The organism is Opacimonas viscosa, assembly GCF_024199005.1.
GTDB classification, from domain to species: Bacteria; Pseudomonadota; Gammaproteobacteria; order Enterobacterales; family Alteromonadaceae; genus Opacimonas; species Opacimonas viscosa.
The window spans coordinates 103,258-128,236 of the sequence record NZ_JANATA010000003.1 but is presented as its reverse complement, the minus strand read 5'-3'; the positions used below and the strand labels follow the sequence as shown (position 1 = coordinate 128,236).

General features: G+C 41.4%; 21 protein-coding genes. 1 reads left to right on the top strand and 20 read right to left on the bottom strand.

Translation table 11 applies throughout. From position 1 onward, the window contains the following. Positions 1-55: 55 nt before the first annotated feature. The 20 genes from ftsZ to NLF92_RS03235 all read right to left on the bottom strand — a co-directional run bounded on the left by ftsZ (position 56) and on the right by NLF92_RS03235 (position 22,496). Complete coding sequence (ftsZ, locus tag NLF92_RS03330; RefSeq protein ID WP_254098862.1) at positions 56-1,183, bottom strand: cell division protein FtsZ; 1,128 nt, start codon at positions 1,181-1,183, stop codon at positions 56-58. A gap of 41 nt (positions 1,184-1,224) precedes the next feature. Next, positions 1,225-2,454 (bottom strand): cell division protein FtsA, encoded by a 1,230-nt coding sequence (gene ftsA, locus NLF92_RS03325; RefSeq protein ID WP_254098860.1) that lies wholly within the window; start codon positions 2,452-2,454, stop codon positions 1,225-1,227. Between the two features lie 25 nt (positions 2,455-2,479). Next, positions 2,480-3,208: a cell division protein FtsQ/DivIB gene (locus tag NLF92_RS03320; RefSeq protein ID WP_254098858.1), complete on the bottom strand. Its 729-nt coding sequence runs from the start codon at positions 3,206-3,208 to the stop codon at positions 2,480-2,482. Continuing rightward, positions 3,205-4,146, bottom strand: a complete 942-nt coding sequence (locus NLF92_RS03315; protein WP_254098856.1) for a D-alanine--D-alanine ligase — start codon at positions 4,144-4,146, stop codon at positions 3,205-3,207. The genes NLF92_RS03320 and NLF92_RS03315 overlap by 4 nt, the downstream gene beginning before the upstream one ends. Continuing rightward, positions 4,143-5,222 carry an undecaprenyldiphospho-muramoylpentapeptide beta-N-acetylglucosaminyltransferase gene (murG, locus tag NLF92_RS03310; RefSeq protein ID WP_254098854.1) on the bottom strand — a complete coding sequence of 360 codons (1,080 nt, stop codon included), beginning with the start codon at positions 5,220-5,222 and terminating at the stop codon, positions 4,143-4,145. The genes NLF92_RS03315 and murG overlap by 4 nt, the downstream gene beginning before the upstream one ends. Beyond that, positions 5,215-6,501, bottom strand: a complete 1,287-nt coding sequence (gene ftsW / locus NLF92_RS03305) for a cell division protein FtsW (RefSeq protein WP_254098852.1) — start codon at positions 6,499-6,501, stop codon at positions 5,215-5,217. Before ftsW ends, murG begins: the two co-directional genes overlap by 8 nt. Before the next feature lie 7 nt (positions 6,502-6,508). Further along, the gene (gene mraY / locus NLF92_RS03300; protein ID WP_254098851.1) at positions 6,509-7,591 is read right to left on the bottom strand and encodes a phospho-N-acetylmuramoyl-pentapeptide-transferase; all 1,083 of its coding nucleotides are present in this window, start codon (positions 7,589-7,591) and stop codon (positions 6,509-6,511) included. Continuing rightward, complete coding sequence (locus NLF92_RS03295; RefSeq protein WP_254098849.1) at positions 7,585-9,036, bottom strand: UDP-N-acetylmuramoyl-tripeptide--D-alanyl-D-alanine ligase; 1,452 nt, start codon at positions 9,034-9,036, stop codon at positions 7,585-7,587. The genes mraY and NLF92_RS03295 overlap by 7 nt, the downstream gene beginning before the upstream one ends. 5 nt (positions 9,037-9,041) lie before the next feature. Beyond that, positions 9,042-10,790, bottom strand: coding sequence for a penicillin-binding transpeptidase domain-containing protein (locus NLF92_RS03290; RefSeq protein WP_254098847.1), 1,749 nt, complete (start codon positions 10,788-10,790; stop codon positions 9,042-9,044). After that, entirely contained in the window at positions 10,787-11,101 is a 315-nt protein-coding gene (ftsL, locus tag NLF92_RS03285) for a cell division protein FtsL (RefSeq protein WP_254098845.1), read from the bottom strand. Before ftsL ends, NLF92_RS03290 begins: the two co-directional genes overlap by 4 nt. Next, complete coding sequence (gene rsmH / locus NLF92_RS03280; protein ID WP_254098843.1) at positions 11,098-12,030, bottom strand: 16S rRNA (cytosine(1402)-N(4))-methyltransferase RsmH; 933 nt, start codon at positions 12,028-12,030, stop codon at positions 11,098-11,100. Before rsmH ends, ftsL begins: the two co-directional genes overlap by 4 nt. Continuing rightward, positions 12,027-12,485 (bottom strand): division/cell wall cluster transcriptional repressor MraZ, encoded by a 459-nt coding sequence (gene mraZ, locus NLF92_RS03275; protein ID WP_254098841.1) that lies wholly within the window; start codon positions 12,483-12,485, stop codon positions 12,027-12,029. The genes rsmH and mraZ overlap by 4 nt, the downstream gene beginning before the upstream one ends. 297 nt (positions 12,486-12,782) lie before the next feature. Further along, complete coding sequence (locus tag NLF92_RS03270; RefSeq protein WP_254098839.1) at positions 12,783-13,562, bottom strand: SapC family protein; 780 nt, start codon at positions 13,560-13,562, stop codon at positions 12,783-12,785. 173 nt (positions 13,563-13,735) lie between these two features. Beyond that, positions 13,736-14,005: a hypothetical protein gene (locus tag NLF92_RS03265; protein ID WP_254098837.1), complete on the bottom strand. Its 270-nt coding sequence runs from the start codon at positions 14,003-14,005 to the stop codon at positions 13,736-13,738. A gap of 12 nt (positions 14,006-14,017) precedes the next feature. Then, the gene (locus tag NLF92_RS03260; protein ID WP_254098835.1) at positions 14,018-15,154 is read right to left on the bottom strand and encodes an alpha/beta hydrolase; all 1,137 of its coding nucleotides are present in this window, start codon (positions 15,152-15,154) and stop codon (positions 14,018-14,020) included. Between the two features lie 40 nt (positions 15,155-15,194). After that, positions 15,195-16,553: a PEP-CTERM-box response regulator transcription factor gene (prsR, locus tag NLF92_RS03255; RefSeq protein ID WP_254098833.1), complete on the bottom strand. Its 1,359-nt coding sequence runs from the start codon at positions 16,551-16,553 to the stop codon at positions 15,195-15,197. 30 nt (positions 16,554-16,583) lie between these two features. After that, positions 16,584-18,602 carry an XrtA/PEP-CTERM system histidine kinase PrsK gene (gene prsK, locus NLF92_RS03250; protein WP_254098831.1) on the bottom strand — a complete coding sequence of 673 codons (2,019 nt, stop codon included), beginning with the start codon at positions 18,600-18,602 and terminating at the stop codon, positions 16,584-16,586. A 147-nt stretch (positions 18,603-18,749) separates the two neighbouring features. Continuing rightward, positions 18,750-19,874: a beta-ketoacyl-ACP synthase III gene (locus NLF92_RS03245; RefSeq protein WP_254098829.1), complete on the bottom strand. Its 1,125-nt coding sequence runs from the start codon at positions 19,872-19,874 to the stop codon at positions 18,750-18,752. 111 nt (positions 19,875-19,985) lie between these two features. Next, positions 19,986-21,518, bottom strand: coding sequence for an ATP-binding protein (locus tag NLF92_RS03240; RefSeq protein WP_254098827.1), 1,533 nt, complete (start codon positions 21,516-21,518; stop codon positions 19,986-19,988). Between the two features lie 69 nt (positions 21,519-21,587). Next, positions 21,588-22,496 (bottom strand): hydrogen peroxide-inducible genes activator, encoded by a 909-nt coding sequence (locus NLF92_RS03235; RefSeq protein ID WP_254098825.1) that lies wholly within the window; start codon positions 22,494-22,496, stop codon positions 21,588-21,590. A gap of 352 nt (positions 22,497-22,848) precedes the next feature. Between NLF92_RS03235 and ppk1 the strand changes: the two genes are divergently transcribed. Continuing rightward, the gene (ppk1, locus tag NLF92_RS03230) at positions 22,849-24,978 is read left to right on the top strand and encodes a polyphosphate kinase 1 (RefSeq protein WP_254098823.1); all 2,130 of its coding nucleotides are present in this window, start codon (positions 22,849-22,851) and stop codon (positions 24,976-24,978) included. The last annotated feature ends 1 nt before the right edge of the window (position 24,979 follow it).

Sequence of the window (24,979 nt, the reverse complement as noted above, 5' to 3'; positions counted from 1 at the left end):
TAACCCTTTAAAACTGGAGGCATATTATATGGTCATACCAGTTAACAGTCAAATATTAGTCTGCTTGTTTACGCAAAAATGCTGGAATATCTAAATATTCCAAATCTTCATCTTCCGCTTCTAGTTTTGTTGCTGTTTGAGCATTACCACTAGGCACTGAAGACGAGTGACTGACTGCACTTGTACGTACCGGAGTATCTGGTGTAACTAGCGATATTTCAGGCTTATCTTGGCCAATACCAGTCGCAACAACTGTAACTCGGATCTCTGATTCCATTTCCATATCAATCACAGTACCCACAACAACAGTCGCATTTTCTGATGCGAAGGCACGCACTGCATTACCAACGGTTTCAAATTCATCAATCGCAAAATCAGGACCAGCTGTGATGTTGACCAAAATGCCACGTGCACCAGATAAATCGATATCTTCTAACAGCGGGCAAGCAATTGCTTGGCTAGCAGCTTCTTCAGCACGATCTTCACCTGAAGCAGTTCCGGTACCCATCATTGCAGTACCCATTTCTGACATCACTGTTTTCACATCCGCGAAATCGACATTGACTAAACCTTCGGTGGTAATCAACTCAGCAATACCGCGAACTGAACCCAGTAACACATCATTAGCTGCCTCAAAAGCTTTCAATAAAGGTGTCCCCTTACCCAAAACTTTTAAGAGTTTTTCATTTGGAATAGTAATGAGTGAATCAACATGTTTGGCTAATTCATCAATCCCTTGTGATGCATAAGAGTTACGTTTCTTACCTTCAAATGGGAACGGACGTGTCACAACTGCAACACTTAAGATACCCATTTCACGGGCAATCTTTGCCACTTCTGGGGCTGCACCAGTACCAGTACCACCACCCATACCAGCAGTAATGAATACCATATCGGCACCATCAATGCTTTGGCGAATAGTTTCACGGTCTTCATGGGCTGCTTCACGTCCAACATTTGGATCAGCACCAGCACCAAGGCCCTTAGTGACGTTATTACCGATTTGTAATATGGTGTCAGCATTTGACTTTTTAAGTACCTGAGCATCTGTGTTGATAGAGATGAATTGAACTCCCTCAACCGTATTTTTTACCATGTGTTCTACAGCATTACCGCCGCCACCGCCAACACCGATGACTTTGATGACCGCTTCTGAACTATCGTCGTCTATTAATTCAAACATATTGCTCTCCAATTTATGTCGTTATTATACAACTTATAAATTTAAAATTCGCCCTTAAACCAGGCTTTTATTCTTTTAAATACACTTTCTTCTGGCATTTTCTGTATGGTTTGAGTCTCATCCAGTTCTGCTCTGCCATATTGTAATAAACCAGTTGCTACTGCCATTGATGGATCATTGACATAATCTGTTAAACCTTTTACTTGTAAAGGTTTGCCAATACGCACCGGCATCTGAAAAATTTCTTCTGCAAACTCAACTGCCCCTTCCATTTTTGCACTTCCACCAGTCAAAACTAGCCCTGCAGCAATTTGCTCATCTAAACCACTAGAACGGATTTGGTCGCGTACCAGTTCAAAAATTTCTTGATATCTTGGCTCAATCACCTCAGCTAACGTGTGTCTTGCCATGTTCCTTGCTTCACGTCCGCCAACGCTCGGAACTTGAATCGTTTGCTCTTGGTTCACCATATCTTTTAATGCACAGGCATATTTCACTTTTAATGCTTCGGCGTTGTTAATCGGTGTTCTAAATATTTTTGCGATATCACCCGTAATTTGATTCCCGGCTACAGGAATAACTGCACTATGTCGAATAGCTCCTTCGGCGTATATCACTAAATCAATGGTCCCAGCACCAATATCAACCACACAGACACCTAACTCTCGCTCATCATCTGTCAACACTGAGTAACTCGATGCTAAAGCAGAAAATACCATTTGCTCAACCTTTATTTCAGCTCGGTCAGTGCATTTAATATAGTTTTTTGCCATGTCATCTGCACACGTAATCATGTGCACATTCGCCTCCATCCGGACACCTGACATGCCCATAGGATTTTTTACCCGTTCTTGTACATCAACAGAGTATTCCTGGGGAAGAACGTGCAATATCCTGCGTTCAGCGGGAATGGGTACGGACCGAGCAGCATGGATGACATTATCAATATCATCTTGATCAACTTCATGATGATTAATCGGCACCATACCACTTTCATTTTGACATTGAACATGGCGGCCTGTTATCGCTAAATTCACACTTGAGGCTTTACAATTAGCAAAGACTTCCATTTCATTCACCGCTTTTTGAATGGACTGAGCGACGAGGTTTAGATCGTTTACTCCTCCTTTGTCCATTCCTTTAGCAGGATGAGTGCCAACTCCCACAATATTGATAAAACCATCCGCCAGAACTTCACCCGCGAGCGCTTTTATTTGGTGTGTTCCCACATCCAAACCGAAAATAATATTGCCACTTTCCACTTTTGACATTTTTGAACCCTGAAATTTCTACTACTTAAACCTGCCAACCCACTGCCGCACCTGTGTCATAGCGTAAGTCCACATACTTAATGGGCTTACCTTGACTTTCCAAGAGTGGGTAAAGATTGACAAAGCGTTGTAACCTATTAATAAATTCTTGTCGCCCCAAGTTCAACTGGATACCGTTGTCTAATGTCACTTGCCAAGCAAAGCGCTCGGTCAAAATCAAAGATTTAACGTCCATATTTTGACTTTTAAGCAATAAACGCATCGAGTTCAAGCCTGAAAGTGCTGTTTTCTCGGCGCCATTTGGACCATACAACTCAGGTAACCCTGCTAATTTTACTTTACCTGCAAATGGTTGCCCTTGGGCGTTGATCAATAAATCGTTATTCCAATGCGCAACAGGCTCTTGTTCTACCACAAAGACTTGTAATGTGTTGGGCCATTTTTTCCTAACGGATGCTTGGTAAATCCAAGGTTGACTGACCACTTGCTGATGCACTTCATCAATATTTAAAGCAAAAAAACTCGCTTTATTTTGCGCTCTAATAACGGCTCTTAACAATGTTTCATCAATATATGACGTCTTGCCCGTTATCTGTATTTGATGAATAGGTGTTTTTTGGGCATCCATCATCCACTGCCACAATTGCACTGCACCTACCGCTAAACCAAAACACACTGCCAGCAAAAAAGCTAACCCGAAAGAACGGGCTCGTGCATCAGTGGCATGGTCTGTATGTTCAGTGTTATGCGTCATTCAGTACTGCCTATGTGTTGCATTTCAACCTGAAACGCTTGCTGAATAATCGTGGCTACTAATTGGGTAAAATCCAGTCCTGCTTGGGCGGCTGCTTTGGGTACTAAACTTTTTTCAGTCATCCCTGGCACAGTATTGACTTCTAATAAAATAAATTCGCCTTGTTCATTTTGCATGACATCTACTCGTCCCCAACCTTTAGCTGAGGCTGCATTAAATGCAGCGATGCACAAATCACCCAAGATTACTTCTTGTTCGGCACTTAAACCGCTTGGACAAAAATACTCAGTCGTACTATTTTGGTACTTTGCCTCATAATCATAAAATGCATTTGGCGTTGCCATTTTAATACTCGGTAAAGCCTTATCACCAAGAATTGCGACAGTGTATTCTGGCCCATTAATATAAGATTCAATCAACACGGAGTCATCAATGAGCAAGGCTGTTGCTACCGCTTTTACTAAATCTTCAGCGGTATCTACTTTTGCCATTCCGATACTGGAACCTTCATGGCTTGGTTTGACCATTACCTGACCAGATAGTTGCTCTAAACACGCTTTAGCTTCAGCTAACTCCAGAGGTCTTCGGACTTCTTGATAGCCGGCAGTGGGTAATCCCAATGCTTGCCAGATTTGTTTAGTACGTACTTTATCCATGCATAATGCAGAACCTAAAACACCTGTACCCGTATAAGGGATCTCCATAAATTCTAAGGCTCCTTGGACGGTGCCATCTTCACCTCCACGACCATGCAACATGATAAAAGCGTGACTCACACCTTCCTCTACTAATTCATGCAGTTGGCGCTTGGCAGTATCGAACTCTATGTGTGGGAGTTGTAATGTTGTTAGTGCGCGCGCAACAGCGGTACCGGAAGCCAATGAGACCTCTCGCTCGGCAGACGTTCCGCCTAACAAAACGGCTATTTTTTTAATCATGTGCGCACCACTGTATTATCAATAATATGCGTTACTATTTTTTCTGCTGCAGCAAAACGGGCATAGGATTTTACTAGTATACTTTTGTCAAAGCTCTTGTTTGGCGCAGCTTTAAGTGTAGTGAGTATCTCTCTTATTTGTGGTTTTATTTGTGCCTGGGGCACTAGATAAGCCGCATCATTTAGACTTAAGTATTCTGCATTACGCGTCTGGTGATCATTCACTGCACTGGGCAGAGGAACAAAAATTGCGGTTCTTCCTGCCATTGCAACCTCTGCCACGGTCAATGCACCCGCTCGACAAATGATGATATCGGCTTGGGCAAAAGCACTCGCCATATCATCGATAAAATCTGTCAGCACTATTTCATTTTCACTAGCGCTGGCGTTATTCGTTGATTTGAGTGCACTTGCATAGTTAGCGGTCACTTTTTGAGTGTTACCTTTACCGCACTGGTGCACCACTACAAAACCACCGATTTCACTGAATATTTCTGGTAATGTCTCGTTTAAAACCTTGGCCCCCAACGAACCACCCACTACTAGAATTGACAGTTTGTCAGATATCGTTCGCTGAATAGGTTCAGGTATTTGTCCAAACGCCTGACGCACTGGATTGCCCACTAATGTACCTGTATTGGATAACGGGAAACCCGTAAACAGGTGGTTAGCAATTTTGCTTAACCAACGATTCGTCATTCCCAATACTGCATTTTGTTCATGTAAGTACAAAGGTAAGCCCGCTAATTTAGTTGCAATCCCGCCAGGTCCACTGGCATAGCCCCCCATTCCTAAAACAGCATCAGGCTGTTCGTGAAGAATAATGCGATATGCTTGATAAACCGCCTTTGCTAACGTCAACGGTAAAGCTAACATCCGCAATAATCCATTCCCACGGATACCTTTTATTTCGATTGTGAAAAAAGGAATATTGTGTTTTGGTATAATATCAGCTTCCATACGGTCTGCCGTCCCTAACCATATCACTTCCCAATTCTTTGGTAATGCTTCTGCGACGGCTATTCCCGGAAAAATATGTCCACCAGTACCACCTGCCATGATCATTAATTTAGGCATTTTGCACCTCTGGCTCAGTACCGCCTGCAGGAGCAAGGGACTCATCGTCAATCACAATCTGTTTTTTTGGCTTGCGCTTGGTCGCTTTCTTTTTCACTGGCTTTGCCTCGGCCAACCGCATCTCGTTGCAACGACATTCGTAATCAATACGAATCAATACCGAAACCGCAATCGCCATGACGATCAAACTTGAACCACCATAACTAACAAGTGGTAAAGTCAGTCCTTTGGTCGGTAATGCGCCTGCACTGGCACCGACATTCACGACGGTTTGAAAGCTAAACCAAATACCAATGGCATAAGCAAAATAACCAGAAAATGCCATATCATTGTGTAGTGCGCGTTTACCTAAAAACAACGCTTTCATCACCAAAGCCATGATTAAACCCAGTAAGCATAAGACGCCCACATAACCTAATTCCTCGGCTAAAATGGCGACGATAAAATCGGTATGAGCTTCTGGTAAAAATTGTAATTTTTGCAGGCTGTTACCCAAACCTTGACCAAACCAATCACCACGACCATACGCCATCAATGACTGTGTCAGCTGATAACCACTACCAAAAGGGTCGGCCCAAGGATCTAAAAACGCAGTAATTCGACGCATCCGATATTCGGCAAATATGATCATCGCCACTCCTAGGAAGCCACCTGTAATCACAATACCCACGAACTGATAAATTTTGGCACCCACTAAAAACAATAATCCAATTGTGGTAATAAACATCACCACTGTGGTCCCAAAATCTGGCTGATTAAGGAGTAAAACACCAAACACAAAGAATACGGCTAAAGGTTTTAAGAAGCCCTTTAAGTTTTCTGTTACTTCTTCATAGCGGCGGACCAAGTACCCAGCAAGGTAGCTAAAAAAGAATAATTTAGCGGGCTCTGCCGCTTGGATATTAATCGGTCCGATGGTGATCCAACGCATTGCCCCGTTCACACTTCGACCAATAAGTAATACTGCAACTAGCAGCAAGAAAGCAGCAAACAACAAATATGGATTGTACTTTTGCCATACAGACATAGGTATTGTTAGCGTAAACATCCCAACCATACAGGCAAGTCCGGCAAAGATAATATGACGTATGATGAAATGGTACGGATTATCGAACTTTGCAGTGCCTTCAGGCATCGAAGCTGAACCGACAATAACGATACCTAAAGCAATTAGTGCAATGACAATACAAATCAATCCCAAATCATATAGACGTGTTTCGACTGGGCCTGATGAAGCGTGCCTAGCTTGAAACAGTTGTTGTAAGGATTGTGTTGTCATTGGGTGCCTATCTCAACTTCAAAGTCGCAAGTCCGACTAAAACAAGAATTAACGAAATGATCCAAAAACGGACGATAACCTTTGGCTCTGGCCAACCTTTTAACTCAAAATGATGATGAATCGGTGCCATACGAAAAACCCGCTTACCTCTTAATTTAAAAGAACCTACTTGAATAATGACCGACAAGGTTTCAATAACAAAAATACCACCTAGAATGATCAATACGATTTCCTGACGGACCAACACAGCGATTATACCCAGTGTGCCACCTAGTGCTAATGAACCCACATCCCCCATAAATACTTGGGCAGGGTAAGCGTTGAACCATAAGAAACCCAAACCGGCACCAATAATCGCACCACAGATAATGACTAATTCACTGACCTGTGGAATATATGGAATATGTAAATATTCGGAGAAGTTAATATTGCCAGTGACATAAGCAAAAATGGCTAATGCGCCAGCAACCAATATGGTTGGTACTATGGCAAGACCATCTAGACCATCCGTCAGATTCACTGCATTACTACTACCCACAACCGTAAAATATACAACAACGATATAGAACATCCCCAATTGAGGCATAACATCTTTGAAAAAGGGGACAACTAACGCAGTTTGTTCTGGAGAGGTGGCATTGGCATATAAGTAAATCGCCACTGCTAAAGCGATAATGGATTGCCACAGATATTTCCAGCGTGCGATCAGTCCTTTTGCATCTTTGCGGACGACTTTACGATAATCATCTACAAAACCCACAACACCGTAACCAACAACTATAGTTAACGTTACCCAAACATACTCATTACTGAGGTCCGCCCACAACAGTACACTGGTCAAAATCGCTGCCAAAATAAGTACACCGCCCATGGTCGGTGTCCCCATTTTTTGCAAGTGCGATTCAGGACCATCATCGCGAACGGTTTGCCCGATCTGCAATTTTTGTAACCATAAAATCATTTTTGGGCCAATCAAAATAGCCATAAGTAATGCCGTTAACGTTGCAAGTATGGTACGTAAAGTAAGATACCCTAGGACACTAAAGCCTACATCAAATTGCATCAACCAATCGGTAATAAGTATTAACACGCGATAAGCCCTCGGCTTCTATCAAGCTTTCCCACGGGGGATTCCTCCAGTGCTTTGACGACTCTTTCCATGCGAGCTGAGCGGGAGCCTTTAACCAAAATAGTGATATTCTCAGGTGTGTTGTACAAGGTGTTATATAGCGTATCGTTGAGTGCATCAATCGCTGAAAAGTGAGCTCCATTTGCCCCAAAGACTTGACTCGCTGATTGGCTTAATACACCCAGAGTAAACAAATACTCAATACCTTTATCTTTGGCCAATGTACCTATTTCTTCATGATAGTAACGCGCTTTATCACCTAGCTCTGCCATATCACCTAAAACCAAAACGCGTTTTCCTTCATACTGACTTAGTAGCTCAATAGCCGCTTTAACTGAACCCACAGCAGCATTGTAAGTATCATCAATCAAACGTACTTGTTCTGATATTTGTTTGACATGCAAGCGACCTGCAACGTTTTGCATTTTCGCCAAACCATCCCGAACATGTTCTAAACTAGCACCAACATTGATACTTAGTGCAGCGGCTAGTAATGCGTTGCCCACATTGTGCAAGCCTGGTAAAGTCAGCTCAATGTTCATCTCGCCAATCGGGGTATGCATAATGAAATGCGCACAACCGTTATACGCTAGACCGACAGATTCCGCAGTGTAATCAGCATTGCCGCCCGGTGCTTCATTTAATGAGAAGGAATAAATAAACTCGTTGGCTAACTTACCACGCCAAAAATCATGAAATTGGCTATCGTAATTTAAGATTGCGGTGCCTTGAGGACCTAGGCCTTTAAAAATTTCACTTTTGGCACGAGCGACCCCAAATAAACTACCAAACCCTTCTAAATGTGCGGCATCTGCGTTGACAATAGTTGCGACGTCTGGCTGAGTTAGCTTTGTTGTATACGCGATTTCCCCAAGATGATTTGCCCCCATCTCAATCACCGCGAATTCATGATGTTCTTCGATTCTCAACAATGTTAGTGGTACACCAATATCATTGTTATAATTACCATTAGTTGATAATACTGACCCACACTCTTGCAATATCGCTGTTACCATTTCCTTAACGGTGGTTTTGCCACAGCTCCCAGTAATCGCGATTGTTTTAGGATTGACTTGTTGTTTAACAAATGCACCTAACTCGCCAAGTGCCAACTTGGTATCAGACACAATGATTTCTGGAATAAATGTTTGTGTAGGCTCACTCACAATAGCTGCTACAGCACCTTTCTGACGTGCTTCAGAAATAAACGCATGACCATTAAAATTTGGCCCAACCAATGCAATAAACACATCCCCAGGTTGTATCGTCCTAGTATCAGTAGAGACACCTGAAATAATTAACTCGCTGGATTTAATATCGTTATCTGCTGCCAGTATGGTGCTATCATCAAGCAATTCAGAACGAGCAAAATGCTGTATAATGTCGTGTAAAGTAAGATTAATCATAATGACTATTCATCCTCCAGCGCACTTATTTGCGCTACGTTATTATTATTTTGTGCATCGGGTGCAACATTTAAAATTTGTAAACTACCACTCATGATCTTTGAAAACACAGGTGCTGCAGTATCGCCGGCATAATATAAATCCCCAGCGGGTTCATTGACGAGAACAACTACGACGAGTTGCGGATCTGAAACAGGCGCCACGCCAGCGAAAATATTCACGTATTCTTCGCCATATCCACCGGCGACCGCTTTTCTACTGGTCCCCGTTTTACCAGCCACTCGATACCCCGGTACTGCGGCTTTGGTCCCTGAACCGTCTTTTTGCGTCACGCTTTCCATAAGTTCTAAAACATACTGTGTGTTTTCTGTTGAGAAAACACGTTCTCCTGCAGCCTTATCCATATTTTTAATGATGGATAATTCCTGATTAATGCCACCATTTGCTAGCGTGGTATACATGCGCGCTAACTGGGCTGTAGTGACCGATAAGCCGTAACCAAAAGATAACGTTGCCAATTCAAAATCAGACCAGCGGTTGCGCTCATGGAAAATACCATTACTTTCGCCCAGCATATTCATGCCGGTCTCGCTCATCAGTCCGATATTGTAATAAGTATCTAATAAAAACTCTTTGGGTACAGATAACGCTAGCTTTGAGGTACCCATATTGGATGATTTTTGAATGATGGTTCGCAAGTCAATTTCGCCGTAATTACGGCTATCCGACACTCGACTCCCCCCAAGGCGCATCCAGCCTGGGTGCGTATCGATGAGGGCATCTTTTTCGGTAGTACCAAACTCTAGTGCACTGAGCACAGCTAATGGTTTGACTGCAGAACCTGGTTCAAAAGCATCCGTCACCACACGATTACGAATACGATGTGAACCTACATTGCTGCGATTGTTTGGGTTGTATGACGGTCCGTTGACCAATGCGAGGACTTCCGCAGTTTCTACGTCTACCACAATCGCAGAAGCTGAACGGGCTTGATACAAGGTTAACGCTTTTTTGATTTCTTTGTACGCCAGTGCTTGGATGCGCTGGTCAATCGTCAGCTGTAAATCCTTGGCTTTTTCGCCTTTTTCTTCGCGTAATAACTCAACCTGGCGACCGCGTCCATCACGGCGAATTACACGTTTGGCGGCTTTACCCGTCAAATGCGTATTAAACAAACTTTCGATACCTTCGATGCCCTTATCATCCACGTTAGTGAATCCAATGACATGCGCAGAAACTTCCCCAGCTGGATAATAACGACGTGATTCATTGCGCAAATATACGCCTGGAATATCCAGTTCTTCGACATAATTTGCCATAGCTGGCGTCACTTGACGTTGTAAATACACAAAGCGACGTTTCGGATTACTCACTTTTTCTTGTAGCTTGGTCACATTTTGATTTAACACTTTGGCTAGGGCTGACCAACGTCTGGTATCAGCTAACGAATTCTGCTGAGCAACAATTTTTGGATCCGCATAGATAGCTCGAACCGGAATAGACACCGCTAATTCTTCACCATGACGGTCGGTGATCAAGCCTCTATGAGCTGGAGTATTTCGGGTTCTTTTGGTCCGATTATCACCTTGTTTGATCAGTTGATCCGGTTCAATTACTTGAATATAGGCTGCTCGAGTGCCAATCCCTGTAAACACTAACATTATCGCCACAACAACCAGAACAAACCGCCATGTCACGACCGCTGGAGCAACTTTCTTCTCTGTAGTGTTTTTTTCTGTATAGGACTTACTCATTCAATCACCACTACGATTTCTTCTGTGGTGGTAGGGCGACGCATATTGAGCTTTTGCTGGACCATAGTTTCGATACGGTTGTGTTCAGTCAATGCGCTTTGTTCTAGCACCAAGTGCCGCCATTCGACATCAAGCTCATCCTGTTCTTGCATTAACTCTTCTAATTTTATAGATAGCTGACGATTTTCATGGACCGAGAGAATGACACCAAAGGCTGTCACAATAACCGCTATAAACAACAAAACCCGCATGAAGTTGCGGGCTAGATCCTTTAGCAAAATATTGACGAGTTGGTTATCTGTCTGCATCATAATTTTTCTGCCACCCGCAACACTGCACTGCGCGAACGAATATTTTCTTGCAACTCAGATTCACTCGCTTTGTGCGCTTTTCCGACTATTTTTAGCACCTTATCTGCATCAATTTCGGCTTGGGTAATTGGCATATTACGCGGTGCCGATTTGCCTTTTGCTTGGTCCTTCATAAAACGTTTTACCAAACGGTCTTCCAAAGAATGAAAACTAATGATCGACAAACGTCCTGCCGGCTTAAGCATGGCCGTAGCCGCCTTCAGACCATCTCTTAACTGATCTAACTCACTATTTATATAAATTCGGATCCCTTGAAATGCACGTGTCGCAGGATGTTTGTGCTTGTCTTTAACAGGCATGGCATCACTGATAATTTGTGCTAATTGCAACGTACTCGTAAGGGGCGTCTCTTTGCGCGTGTTCGCAATCGCGTGCGCGATGCGCTTGCCGAATTTTTCTTCGCCAAATTCCTTTATAACCTGTGCAATATCTTGTTCGTCAGCATACGTTAACCATTGGGCTGCACTTTGCCCTTTAGTAGTATCCATACGCATATCGAGTGGGCCATCACGGAGAAAACTAAACCCACGCTCAGCTTGGTCTAACTGCGGAGATGACACACCTAAATCCATCAATACACCATCAACGTGATGAATATCTAAAGCTTCTGCAAGGCATGACTGCATATCAGCAAAAGCAGCATGAAAGATTCTAAATCGAGTATCACCGGCAAACTTCTCGGCAGCAACAATTGCTTGAGGATCACGGTCAAAGGCAAATAAACGACCCTGTGGACCTAACTCAGCCAAAATAGCACTCGAATGACCGCCACGACCAAAAGTCGCATCGACATAAATACCATCAGGTTTAATCGCTAATCCTGCTAGCGACTCTTTGAGTAACACTGAATAATGCGCCGGGTCCATCATAAGGAAAAGTCCTGTAATCGTTCAGTCAACTCAAAACCACCCAGTTGTTCAGTCTGGATGTCTTCTTCAATTTGTTTCTGCCAAATGTCAGCATCCCAAATTTCAAATTTGTTTAACTGCCCAACTAGCATAATTTGCTTATCTAGCTTGGCATGTTGTCTCAGTGGGGGGGGGAGTAAGAAACGTCCGCTTTTATCCATATCACCTTCAGAAGCGTAGCCCAAGGTAAGACGAATAATCCGACGCTCAGCGGTATTCATAGTGGAGAGTCTGGCAAGTTTTAGTTCAATTTCTTCCCATTCGTGAAGTGGATAAAGTAGCAAACAACTTTGTTTAGTATCGATCGTGCAAACCAGCTGCCCCTGACAATCATCTAGCAAAGATTGTCGATACTTTGTCGGTATCGCCACCCTGCCTTTACTATCTAGATTAATTGCATTAGCACCGCGGAACATGCCCCAGACCTTTTATTGTTATTATCTCATTGAATTTTGTAAGGGTGGCATTGTGAAAATAAGATTTTTAAACGTGAACTAACTTATTTGATCCACTTTGTGCCACTTTTACCCACTTATTTGCAGTTTATGGTCAATTTTTGGTTTGGTCAAGTCAAATGTAAGTAAAAACAGACAATGGTATGGTGTTTTTTTATACAGTAAAATTAAAGGTATTGATTCCATTCGATTTATTAATTTTAAGCCAAAAAAAACCCCGCTAATGCGAGGCTTTATTTGGCTGATATCCCAAGGAGATTATTGCGCAGCTTCTGTTTCCGCTTTTGCTTTCGCTGCTGCTTCTTGAGCTAAGTTCACAATTTGTAACGAACGAATTGGACTTTCAGTGTTATTGGATAACTCAACTAAACGATTAAGCTGGCCCAAAGACATCATGATGGCATACAGTGCACCTAAGAAACCTTTTTTGTGTAATGCGACAACTTCTTCATCAGCTAAATCAAGTAGCTTAGGCTCATCAATGCTAAGCATACCAGTGATTGTGCGACGCTCGTTATTTACAGTCACATAACGGATTTCAATTTCAGTCAACAATTCTAACTCGACAACCTTCTTAATGAATTCAGCTGTTAGACGCTCACTGTTAGCCAGTAAATCCATAAATTGTAGGCGGTTTTGCAATAATTCCGATGCTTCACCGTCTTCAGTGAATAAACTAGTGCCTTCTGATCCTAATAAATCACTATTCTCGTCGATGTACAAACCTAGCTTGTCACCGTCTGGGCGGATATCAAAAGGGTAACGCTGAATGTTCATTGGCACTTGTGGCGCTTGCCATTTACCATCATTCATATATAAATTTTTCTGTTGCTCAACACCTAACATAGCAACAGAGTGGTGATTGCCGGTACTTTCATCCTTGATGAAAACAATTGGCATAGCCGTCGCTAGTTGTGGATATTCGCGAATGCTTGCCGCTGCGATATGAGTACTTTCGGTAAAAGAATAATCTGGTTTTGTGGAAAGTTTAAGATCTTTGTGAACTGCCTTATCTAAAGGCACATAATTAATAGCCATGTTGCTCTCTAATTTTTGTAATTATAAACTATCTATATAGTAACTAAGAATCCGTATTCAAGTCATCTGATAAATTAACTTGTTAAAAAGTTGTGATATTTTCTGTATTTAGGGAATATCTTTCTGAATGCAATGCTTAAAAAGCATACAAAACAGTGAAATTTAATCACGCTTCACAACAATACAAACCATAACAAAAATGCACCAAGGCCTATTAATAGGTAAGGAAAGGGTGACTGCCATAAGGATAAGGGTTGGGTATCTACTTCAACATGATGGACTTGTTTAGTTAACGCCCCTTTATTCTTGTGCACCCAATAACTGATCGCGATAGCCACTAATAGCGCGATAATCAACCAAACACTAAACTCTTCATACAAATACACTGCATAGAAATACAAGAAAATATAAACAGCGATTAATATCCAAAAAAAACCACGCATAGCCAACTCCTACTAATTATTATTATTGTTATTGTTATTGTTAAACGTACTAGATTGATTTACTAAGAAAAATTCAAACATCCCTAGCATCTTGGCATGCACCGGATTTGCTTTTTTCTGACTGCAACTATCCGTTGTTAATTTCTCTGGCTGAGGAATGAGTTGGATTTGAGCACTACTCATAGGCAGTGCGTCATGACACACTGCCAAAGATTTCGCGATCCTAAAGAAAGTATGTTCGCCATTCACATTCGCAGTTAATTCCTCTACACCACCGATTGGCGTCACCCAATCATGTTCGGAGTGTGCCACAAAAATTGGTAAATCAAGCGACTGATTGTTGGATAGTACACGTCGAATATCGCGAATGATAGCCATCAATTCACCAGCTGCATAACTCGATACACTGGGATACTTAAAGGGATTAGCCCCTGAGGTTTGGTAAGATAACTCAGTCCACTGCGCAATGTATTTAGCGAAAGGAAACTTGGTCAATGCCTCAGCATTAGGTGGTAAACGTAAGGCCCCAGAGAATAAAGCCACCCCCGTCACCTCAGAACTATTTTGTAACGCATAGTCTGTCACTAATGCGCCTCCAGTTGAGAAACCACCCAAAATCAAGTCCTGCCCCAGTGGTTTTGCAGCGTGGATGACTTGTGCGACATGTTGACGCCAAATACTTTTCAAATTTGCATCATGTAATACGGCCAACGCATTTTCTCGCAAACCATGTCCGGGAAGTAAACCGACTACGACATTGTAGCCAGCTGTGAAAGCAGCTTGTGCAATCGACTCCATATAAAAGGGGGAATCACTCAAGCCGTGAAACAAAACCACTACCCCACGAGTCGAATGCCCATGATACAACACAAAGGGAGCATTACCTGGATTGCGTAATTGTGTTGCGCAATAACGGATCAAGGAAGGTGCTGTAATACTTGCGTTGTTTGACGTAAGAGTGGGAACTAAGTTTGAGATGTTTAGCGTAGAAAAAGCAGCCTCGTTTTGCTCACATTCGGTCAATGTCAACGAATCTGCGTAAACTGCTTCTAGATTGTTTAACGCGACAGTGTCTGCCTGGGTCACAAAACACCCCAACACACTGACGAATAAAATCATTTTTTGTATATGCTTCAAGAAACGGTGCATGCTGTCCTCACAACACAATATTATTCTTGAAGCATACTGCTTATGCGCTTGTTTTTAAATCCTCTAATGAATATTTATCAATCAAAGAGTACAAAGTAGGACGTGTAACACCGAGTAACTCTGCTGTTTTTGAAATATTTCCGTCCACTTGGTTATATGCTCGACGGATTGCCCGAGACTCAGCTTCTTCTCTAACGCTTCGTAAATTAAATACTTCTTGCTCTGCTGTTTCACCCGATACGCGTAAAGACAAATCTGACGCTTGAATCATTGTTCCTTCTGCCAAAATAACCGCAGACTTCAGTTTATTCTGTAGTTCACGAATATTGCCAGGCCAATGATGTTCTAGCATCGCTTGAATCGCGTTATCACTAAAGCCTTTAACCTTGCTATTAAAGTCTTCTGCATACTGTGCTAAAAATGTTTTTGCTAACAACACGACATCTTTATCACGTTCTTTCAATGGTGGTATTTCTATGACCATCTCACCTACACGATAAAATAAATCTTCACGAAATGTCTCTTCAGCGACCATTGTTTGTAGGTTTCTATGCGTTGCACACACAACTCGAATATCAACTGGAATTTCACTGCGTCCACCGACCCGTTCAATCACTCGTTCTTGCAGAAAACGTAACATTTTGGCCTGTAAACCGATTGGCATATCACCGATCTCATCGAGGAACAATGTACCGCCTTGAGCCGTTTCAATCTTACCTAAAGTGGTTTTATTCGCCCCTGTAAATGCCCCTTTTTCATAGCCGAACAACTCACTTTCTAATAAGTTTTCTGGGATCGAGGCACAGTTTATCGCAACAAATGCTTTATCTGCTCTAGGTGATGCTTCATGGATTGAACGCGCAAAAACCTCTTTTCCCGTGCCACTTTCGCCCAGCAATAACGTAGAAATATCTGTTTTAGCAATTTTTTCAGCGCGACGACTGACAGCTTGTATAGATTCAGACGTGCCGACTATTCGTCCCATGGCCGGCCGAGCTTGTAACAACTTACGGTTTTCAGATTCTAAACTCGATACATGCAAGGCCCTAGACACCAGGATCTTCATAGTGTCAGAGTCGATCGGTTTTTGGTAAAAGTCGTATGCACCCAGATCTATAGCTTGCAAGGCATTTTCTTTATCATTATTACCCGTCACTACAATGACTTTGGTATGTGGTGATAATGCTAAGATTTCCTCAAGTGTCTTGAGTCCTTCTGAGGCATTAGTCGGGTCAGGTGGCAAACCTAAATCCAGCGTTACCACAGCGGGCTCGAAACGTCTCAGTTGGTTGATCGCAGATGCGCGGTCGTCGGCATACACAACATCAAAATCAGTTAAACACCATTTTAACTGTTTCTGGATCCCCAAATCGTCATCTACCACGAGAACTTTGCTCATATTTCTTCCTTGAATAATCGTGCAATAACTTTATATCGGCAGAATAATGGTAAAAGTAGAGCCTTTATCAACAATACTTTCTACTTTAATACTACCGCCTAATTCTGCAATGTATTGTTTGGCGTCATACGCACCAATTCCCATTCCAGCATTTCCTTTTGTTGTATCAAAGGGTTTAAATAAACGTTCTTCAATAAATGCTTGGGACATCCCATGTCCTGTATCTTGTAACACCACCTGCATGTCGGTATTTTTTATCTCCAAAGTGACTTGCACACTCCCCTGGGCTGAGGTTGCTTGCTGCGCGTTACTGATAAGATGATAAAAAACCGTTTCTATTTTATCTGCACTACAACGAACCTCAGCTTCGCTCAACACGATAAGTTGGGGGAGCGGGGTTAATGTTGCGCATTTTTGCTCTATCAACTTTTTAAGTATAGTTGACAACTGGACAGACTGTTGAGCATCTTCAGCACTGATTTGTTTTTCAGTTAATTGACTCAACATTTTGTGCATTCGCGTCTGAGTGTGCCCAAGTGTTTCAAACGTATCATCGACAAACTCTGGATTATCTCGGTGCTGCTGCGCATTGGCTAAAATCATATCTATCTGTGCTAATACATTCTTTAGGTCATGAACAACAAAAGCTGACATACGACTAAATGCAGCAAATTGAGCATTTTCTGCCACCACATTTGCTGCTTCATAATGCAATAAAAAATTAGATACTTGAGCAAGTACAGCGTTTAAATAGTCGCGCAACTCCCAGTTTAACTCTCTTTTTTCCGCACTATCAGCTTGTAGAATTGCCAGGCCCCAAAGCTGATTTTCTTTATAGATAGGTAAGATAAATTGGTAGGGGGTTAATTTGCCCACTTGAGGATTCAGTGCCAAACCGTGGTAATTTTCAGGCCTAGTCAAAAGTTCACTTAAATCAATTAACCAAGGTTTGTTTCGACAAAAAATAATACTTTGTTCGATAACATCCTTCTCCAAACTCGATGGCTTGGATGTATGATGTTGTGCAACTATTGTAAAGTCATTCCCTTGGGTTTTTACCAGTAATCCTGCATCATATTTGACTGCTTTTATTAAACCGGTTAATGCGGTTTTGTACACATCATTTAAGGTATTTTCAGCGACGGCTAAATGATTCGTTAATTCAATCCACTGCTCTCGATAATCAAATTGATTAGCGAAAAAGTTTTTAGTAATGAATACTTTCATCTTAGTTCTAAACTGAGTGGAGAGCATCAATGTGCCTAATAACACCAAGGATAATACCAGTAATATAACTTGTACTGTCATTGACCAATCCCCACCAAAGTAGCGGATGACATAGCCGGCACTTGCCATAACAAATAAATATAAACCAGCGACAGTTAATAACGTCGAATGCAGAACGATTTCTCTAGAGATAAATATCTTGATCCCCCAATGCTGCATGCGCCTTGTAGCCAGTACTAATAAAGGTAAGAGCCCAGCATAAATATACCCTTTGGCAGCAATGAAATTCACGTCTAAGTAAGTAACCATTGTCGCATTGGCATAAATAACGAAATCAAATACGCTGATGACCCCAAGGTATAACACTAAGGGTTTAAAAGCCCAGCGTTGTTCGCCAGCTTGGCGAATGAGCACTTCGATATACAACAGCATGACGAGTGCTAATATCGTTTGTAATAAAAACAACCAATCCATAGGTATGCTAGGAATAAAGATCCCCAACATGGCGATTAGTGGGAAAAATAATGCGATTAATGTTGATCGTTGCCGCAACACATCTAAAAATCGGCCAAATTGATTGTGAATTGCAGCACAAAGAAATACCAGCCAAGATATTTGTTTAATCGTTTCAAAAAATAGGTATTGTGCTAAAGAAGGACTAGGAAATAACCACAAATTATATTGTAAAGACCAAACGATCGTGGTCACTACTGCACATATGAGTAAATAGGTTGCCGTCGTTTTTTTGCGAATAGTAAACAGTAACAGCAAGAGTAACAAGTACCCCATACTAGCTATACTAAAGCCGATATTTGCAATCATCCTTGACCTTTATGTTATAAACTTAAACTCAGTGCATCCTACGCCCTTTGTCAATACTGAATCGTGCTAACAGACGTCGTACATACGCCAGAAATAACCTACTTTTGGTATGGTCTGCATCTCCAGCATTGTTCTTCTTGCCGTGCGTTATATCTTCTGCAGAACTAAACTGCCTATCGAGTATCCTGCACCAAATGAACATAGAATTGAATAGTCACCTGATTGCATAGAGGCGTGATGCAAATTAAATGCTATCACCGAACCTGCCGATGCCGTATTTGCGTATTCATCTAATACTATCGGCGCTTCTGACTGTTCCGCCATCCGCCCGAGTAACTTTTTACAAATCAATGTATTCATATTGATATTTGCTTGATGTAAAAACCACTTTGTCACATCGGTTGGAGTGAGTGAATGTGCTTGTAGGTGAGTTTCAATATGCTCAGCAGCCATCGGGCAGACTTCTTTAAATACTTTACGGCCTTCTTGGTGAAATAGCATGTCAGCCGCATAGGGTGCTAGATCGGTAGCATGATTTAAGTAACTAAAATTAGAACGAATATTATTTGAAAATTGGGTAACCGCTTTGGTCGATAAGACTTGATATTGATGTTCAGAAGTCGCAGTTTCGCCCTTTTCTAAAATAACCGCCGTTGCCACATCACCAAAAATAAAGTGCGAGTCACGATCTGTATAATTGACCTGTGGAGAAACCAATTCTGGGTTAATCACCAATACCGTTTTTGCGGTCCCGGCAGCGAGCATCTCATATGCGCGATGCATACCGAAAGTTGCAGCAGAACAAGCCACTAACATATCAAAAGCAAAGCCACGAATACCCAACTCAGCCTGAACTTCAATCGCAACGGCCGGATAAGCTCTTTCGGTATAAGCACATGAGACGATCACTACATCGATATCAGCCGCAGACTTATGTGCTGCTTGCATGGCTTTTTTAGCTGCATCAACGGCTATTTCAGCTTGGTGGGACAATTCATCATCAGATCTTGGGGCGATCAGGGGGCGCATTCTATCTAAATCAAGGGCGCCTTCTTTGGCGTAAATATAACGCGATTTAATACCAGAAGCTTTAGCGATAAACTCAGCACTAGAATGAGGCTTAGCGGCTACTTCACCCGCCTCAATAGCAGCTGCATTTTCAGCATTAAACTTATCAGCGTAAGCATTGTAACTTTCTACTAATTCTTCATTCGTAATTTTATACTTTGGCGTAAATAAACCTGAGCCTGTAATTCTGACGTCTATGGACATTGAGATAACCTTCACGTTGTTATTTTTTTAGCTTACATCGATTTAACAAAAAATGTTAGTCGAAATGCTATTAAGAACAACTTATTCAATGGTTCATCGCGCGTCACACGATTAATTAGGCCAAAAAATAGAAACTCTAGCACCAGTCGTTGGCTTACTATCTACTAATAAATTAGCGTTGTACAGACGCACAAGATTACTTACGATAGCCAAGCCTTTTCCTTCTAGTAATTGAAAAGACTCTTCTGCATCACCTTCGATATACTTTTCAACCCTGGCCAAAGCAGCTTCGGAAAAGCCTCTACCAGTATCACAAATATGTATAACGGTACCAAATTTCTCCTTTTCAAAGGTTATCTTGATGGTGTTCAAGGTGTTCTGGCTGTGAATGATGCTGTTGTTAACTAACTGCATGAGAATAATTTGTAGTGAAATTTTAGGTATATTTATCTCACCATGCGACATAAATATACGCATACTTGCAGGTAAATTAATCAACCCCATGGTTTCTTCTACTATGTTTGCCAAGTTAAACTGCGAGCATTCTTCTATATCACTGTAAGATTTCGTATAAGAGCCTAATGCAGACAAGTACTGGCTAATGCCTATACAGCGGTCTTGAATTTCACTCAATTGTCCAATAGAGGTACTATCTAATAATCCTTCAGTATCCTCTTTTACGTAAAACGCTAGGCGTTGAATTTTATCTAAAGGTTTGTGCAAATCTTGCATCGCGAGGTTGGATAACATGCGTAGATCACGAGTCGATAAACTCAATGCTTTTTGTAACTGTAATTCTTCTGTAATGTCCGCGGCAATCCCTAAAATATAGGTTTGCCCAGCAAACTCAAAACGGGATTTACTGGTGCGCATTGTGCGTATTTTACCATTCGGAAACGAAATTTTTTCGATGACCGACTTTTGCCCGTCACGAAAAGCATCTCGGTCATCTTGGACAAACACTTCGACCTCTTCAGGGGAATATTTTTCTAATGTGGTATACCCAATAACTTGTGATCTTTGGTCTTCTGGGTATAACGACAGGAAAGCTTCATTGGCGAACACAATTTCAAAACGTTCGTTTTTTATAAAAACCGCTTCTTCAAAATGATTAAACAGAAACTGAAAAGTTTTATGATGCAAAACCTCGGTTTGTTCTGAAGCTGCCACATCTAATTTAAGCCCAATGTTCTGAGCAATAATCTGCAACATGGTTTTTTCTTTTTCTGACAGTGAAGCGTGTTTATCGCTCAAAGCAAAAATACATCCAACACACTCTCCAGTATTCAAAAAAATAGGCATACCGATGAAATAATGGATAATAATTTTAAAGTTTTCCGGCAATGCATACTGACCAACCATGCCAAAGGGCATCATGATCTCTGTGACTCGTGCGTTTTCTAAGGTCTGTTGAGTGTAGAACTGGTTAGGGTTCACTTGTGCTAGCATCGCACTGGAAGACGCGACAGTCGTAAGTTGGCCATGTTGTTTCAAACAAATTCCAAACCCTGAGCCTCGGATCAACATCGTCACATCGACGGTTGATTGCTCAAGATCCCGGATCAATGCATCCGTAAACGAAAATTGTAAGCCACTCGATGTGTTATGTAAGTGCTCCTGAACATAACTTCTTTCAATAAACATGATATTCCCCTAGTTATCTAAAATTATAGATAACGAGGCAATATTTAGATATTAAACGGAAGTATACTTTTATTCTGCCAATGGCACCGGCATTAGCTTTTGTAAAAGGACTGCTAAACCGTTATACAGTGGTAAACGACGCGAAGTTTTACGCCAGACCAAGGCTATTTCACGATAAGCATCCGGTGCACCTTGTTTCACTACTAGGTTGGTATTATCTAGAATACCACTGCGTTTTGCGAGTTCTGGGACAAAAGTAAATCCACCTTGGTTTTGGGCCATTTGTACCAAGGTAAAAATACTGGATGCTGCAAGTGAATTCACCTGTTCTTGGAATGCTAACTGACAAGCACTTACCGCATGCTCAGTCATGCAGTGTTCAGCATGCAATAAATACACACTGTCTTGAGGGAGATGACTGTATACAAATGGTTCAGGTAACAAGCTTATATTCGCTTGGGTGCCTACGAGATAAAATGGGTCATTCCCTAACAAGCGCTGAGTGCACCCTGGCGTAGCAAACGGTAAAGCTAAGATAATGCAATCTAGCTGACCATCTTGGAGTTTGCGTACGAGGTTTTCAGAAGTATCTTCCGTCAATTTAATCTGTAAATCTGGATATTCAGCTTGGACGCGATTCAGTAAATCACTAAAAATAAACGGTGCTATCGTCGGAATAGTCCCAAGTAATACAGTAGATTTCTGCCAATCACCACCTGTATTCGCAAAGTTCGAAACATCTTCGGCATGCTCCAAGAGTTGTCTGGCTTGAGCAACTAATTCCACACCAAAACCGGTAAAAACAAATTGTTTATTATCTCGCTCAAGAATTTGTTGCGCACATTGCTCTTCTAAATTTTGGATCGCCGCACTCAATGTGGATTGGCCAATAAAACAACGTGCTGCAGCTTTATGAAAATGTTGTTCTTCAAATAATACAACCAGGTAGTGTAAATGTTTTAAGTTTGGAAAACGCATCAGTACCCTTCTTTCACTTTTTTGCAAACGACTACTTCACAAATGTCTAGCGTTGCAAACTGATACACTGACGTTTTAAAGCATCTGCAATAGATAATACACAAGAATTACCGCTCGGACAAAAAAGGTTGAAATTTGATTTGTCTTTTAGAAGGCTTCTTTTAGCAAAACAACCTTACACAATGCTAGTAGTACGAGAATAATTTAGCTAATATTATATTTGTGTCACCAAAAATTAACACAACACGCCTACACTAAGCATCAAATATATTGTTTTTTAAGAGTTCTCAGTAGCATACATTACGTTGATTTTTTGGACTCATGATTTATTTTATTTGGAGAATGTCCATAGATGGAAAATAAGCCGCAGTATTACCCTAAAGAACTCAGTTGGTTAGCCTTTAATGAGCGCGTCCTTCAAGAAGCCGCGGATACCAATAACCCCATCATTGAACGGTTGCGTTTTCTAGGAATATACTCCAATAACTTGGACGAGTTTTTTCGGGTAAGAGTCGCAGAAATTCAACGGACCATTTCTGTCGCAAAGAAACATGATGACCAAACCAAACTTCAACAAAACAAGACCTTATTCACTGTCATCCAAGAGCGCATTAACCATCTCACTAAACGCTTTGATAAAATTCACAGAGAAGTACTGCGTACCCTCAAAAAATACAATATTGAAATTTGTAAGATTGAGAGCTTATCTGATTTTCACAAAGAGTGGATCCAAGATTATTTTGTCAACAAGGTTTTACGACATATCGCCCCAATCCTCTTACACACCTCAAAAGACAATAAAGTCGATTTGTCGAAACGTTTGAATGGTAGCAGTGTCTATTTTTATGTCGCATTAAACCGTGAGCAAAAAGAACCTAGATTTGCGGTTGTCCAAGTACCGACAGAAGAAATGTCACGTTTCATTCAGTTGCCTGCTGAACAAAGTAAAAAGAACAAACAAATTATTCTGCTCGATGACATGATCAAATTGTGTATCAAACAGATTTTCAAAGGCTTCGTGAAGTTTGACTCTATCCAAGCTTACAGCTTTAAAATGACGCGGGATGCGGATTATCGTATCAACGATGAAATCGATGAAAGTTTTGTTGATAAAATATCAGAGAGTATGAAACAGCGTTTGTATGCGGAGCCGGTTCGCGTCATCCATGATCAAAGTATGCCTGACTACATGATCCAAGATTTAGCGCGTAGACTCAAAATCAAATCTGCAAGTACCATGCAAGAAGCGAGTCATTATCGTAACTTCAAGGACTTCATTGGGTTTCCCAACATTGGTCGCGCTTACCTCGAAAATGAAAAAATACCAGCAATCAGTACACAGCAATTCACAAACTTTGATACTGTGTTTGATGCCATCTCCCATCATGATATCTTGCTCTACTACCCATACCATCGCTTCTTACATTTTACCGAGTTTTTACGTCAAGCCGCTTTTGACCGTCATGTAAAACACATTCGAATCAATATCTATCGTGTTGCATCTAACTCACGTATTATTAACTCTTTAATCGACGCTGTTGATAATGGCAAAAAAGTCACGGTTGTCGTTGAACTCAGAGCCCGTTTTGACGAAGAAAACAATGTGGAAGTTTCTAAGCGAATGACGGATGCTGGGATCCGCGTAGTATTTGGTAACCCAAGCGTTAAAATCCATTCCAAGCTCTGTGTGGTGAGCCGCAATGAACATGGTAAAACCATACATTATGCCCATTTTGGTACAGGAAATTTTAACGAGAAGACCGCTAAGATCTATACAGATTACTCTTTGTTTACGAAAAACCAGGACCTTGCTGTCGAAGGCTTAGAAGTGTTTGATTTTATTATCAACCCTTATCGCAACGTGAAGTTTCAACATTTACAAGTATCTCCTGTAAACACCAGAACTAAGATCCAGTCTTTGATCCGTCGTGAAATTCAAAACTTGAACCAAGGTTTACCTGCTCGGATAACTTTGAAAATAAATAACCTAGTTGATAATGAATTGATCGATGACTTATATCGCGCCAGTCAATCTGGTGTAAAAGTACGGATGATCATTCGCGGTATGTGTGCACTCATACCTGGAATTCCAAACTTTTCAGAAAATATTTCTGTAGTGAGTATTGTTGACAGATTCCTTGAGCATCCTCGAGTCATGATATTTGAAAATGGTGGCGAACCGAAAGTGTTCATCTCATCTGCTGATTGGATGACTCGTAATATGGACAAACGTATAGAAGTGGGCTGTCCTATTTACTCCAAACGTTTAATTCAACAAATCACCGATATGATTGAGCTACAATTTAGAGATACACTAAAAGCTCGAGTGATTGATGCTGAACAAAAAAATCACTATGTAGCCAGAGGAAACCGCAAGCATTTACGCTCACAAATAGAGATTTTTAAGTACTTAAAAGGCCTTGAGTCTATGCCGTATTTTATCAAAAGTGACAAAACTGATCCTCCAACTAAGCCATCTTAAA

Excerpts from the sequence above, each read along its gene's own strand:
- NLF92_RS03270 (WP_254098839.1), bottom strand. The coding sequence starts at position 13,562 with ATGGCTATTAATTATGTGCCTTTAGATAAGGCAGTTCACAAAGATCTT.
- NLF92_RS03245 (WP_254098829.1), bottom strand. The coding sequence starts at position 19,874 with ATGTCCATAGACGTCAGAATTACAGGCTCAGGTTTATTTACGCCAAAG.
- ftsA (WP_254098860.1), bottom strand. The coding sequence starts at position 2,454 with ATGTCAAAAGTGGAAAGTGGCAATATTATTTTCGGTTTGGATGTGGGA.
- ppk1 (WP_254098823.1), top strand. The coding sequence starts at position 22,849 with ATGGAAAATAAGCCGCAGTATTACCCTAAAGAACTCAGTTGGTTAGCC.
- NLF92_RS03320 (WP_254098858.1), bottom strand. The coding sequence starts at position 3,208 with ATGACGCATAACACTGAACATACAGACCATGCCACTGATGCACGAGCC.
- ftsW (WP_254098852.1), bottom strand. The coding sequence starts at position 6,501 with ATGACAACACAATCCTTACAACAACTGTTTCAAGCTAGGCACGCTTCA.
- NLF92_RS03295 (WP_254098849.1), bottom strand. The coding sequence starts at position 9,036 with ATGATTAATCTTACTTTACACGACATTATACAGCATTTTGCTCGTTCT.
- mraZ (WP_254098841.1), bottom strand. The coding sequence starts at position 12,485 with ATGTTCCGCGGTGCTAATGCAATTAATCTAGATAGTAAAGGCAGGGTG.
- NLF92_RS03290 (WP_254098847.1), bottom strand. The coding sequence starts at position 10,790 with ATGAGTAAGTCCTATACAGAAAAAAACACTACAGAGAAGAAAGTTGCT.
- ftsL (WP_254098845.1), bottom strand. The coding sequence starts at position 11,101 with ATGATGCAGACAGATAACCAACTCGTCAATATTTTGCTAAAGGATCTA.
- ftsZ (WP_254098862.1), bottom strand. The coding sequence starts at position 1,183 with ATGTTTGAATTAATAGACGACGATAGTTCAGAAGCGGTCATCAAAGTC.
- NLF92_RS03260 (WP_254098835.1), bottom strand. The coding sequence starts at position 15,154 with ATGCACCGTTTCTTGAAGCATATACAAAAAATGATTTTATTCGTCAGT.
- NLF92_RS03315 (WP_254098856.1), bottom strand. The coding sequence starts at position 4,146 with ATGATTAAAAAAATAGCCGTTTTGTTAGGCGGAACGTCTGCCGAGCGA.
- prsR (WP_254098833.1), bottom strand. The coding sequence starts at position 16,553 with ATGAGCAAAGTTCTCGTGGTAGATGACGATTTGGGGATCCAGAAACAG.
- rsmH (WP_254098843.1), bottom strand. The coding sequence starts at position 12,030 with ATGATGGACCCGGCGCATTATTCAGTGTTACTCAAAGAGTCGCTAGCA.
- NLF92_RS03265 (WP_254098837.1), bottom strand. The coding sequence starts at position 14,005 with ATGCGTGGTTTTTTTTGGATATTAATCGCTGTTTATATTTTCTTGTAT.
- NLF92_RS03240 (WP_254098827.1), bottom strand. The coding sequence starts at position 21,518 with ATGTTTATTGAAAGAAGTTATGTTCAGGAGCACTTACATAACACATCG.
- NLF92_RS03235 (WP_254098825.1), bottom strand. The coding sequence starts at position 22,496 with ATGCGTTTTCCAAACTTAAAACATTTACACTACCTGGTTGTATTATTT.
- murG (WP_254098854.1), bottom strand. The coding sequence starts at position 5,222 with ATGCCTAAATTAATGATCATGGCAGGTGGTACTGGTGGACATATTTTT.
- prsK (WP_254098831.1), bottom strand. The coding sequence starts at position 18,602 with ATGATTGCAAATATCGGCTTTAGTATAGCTAGTATGGGGTACTTGTTA.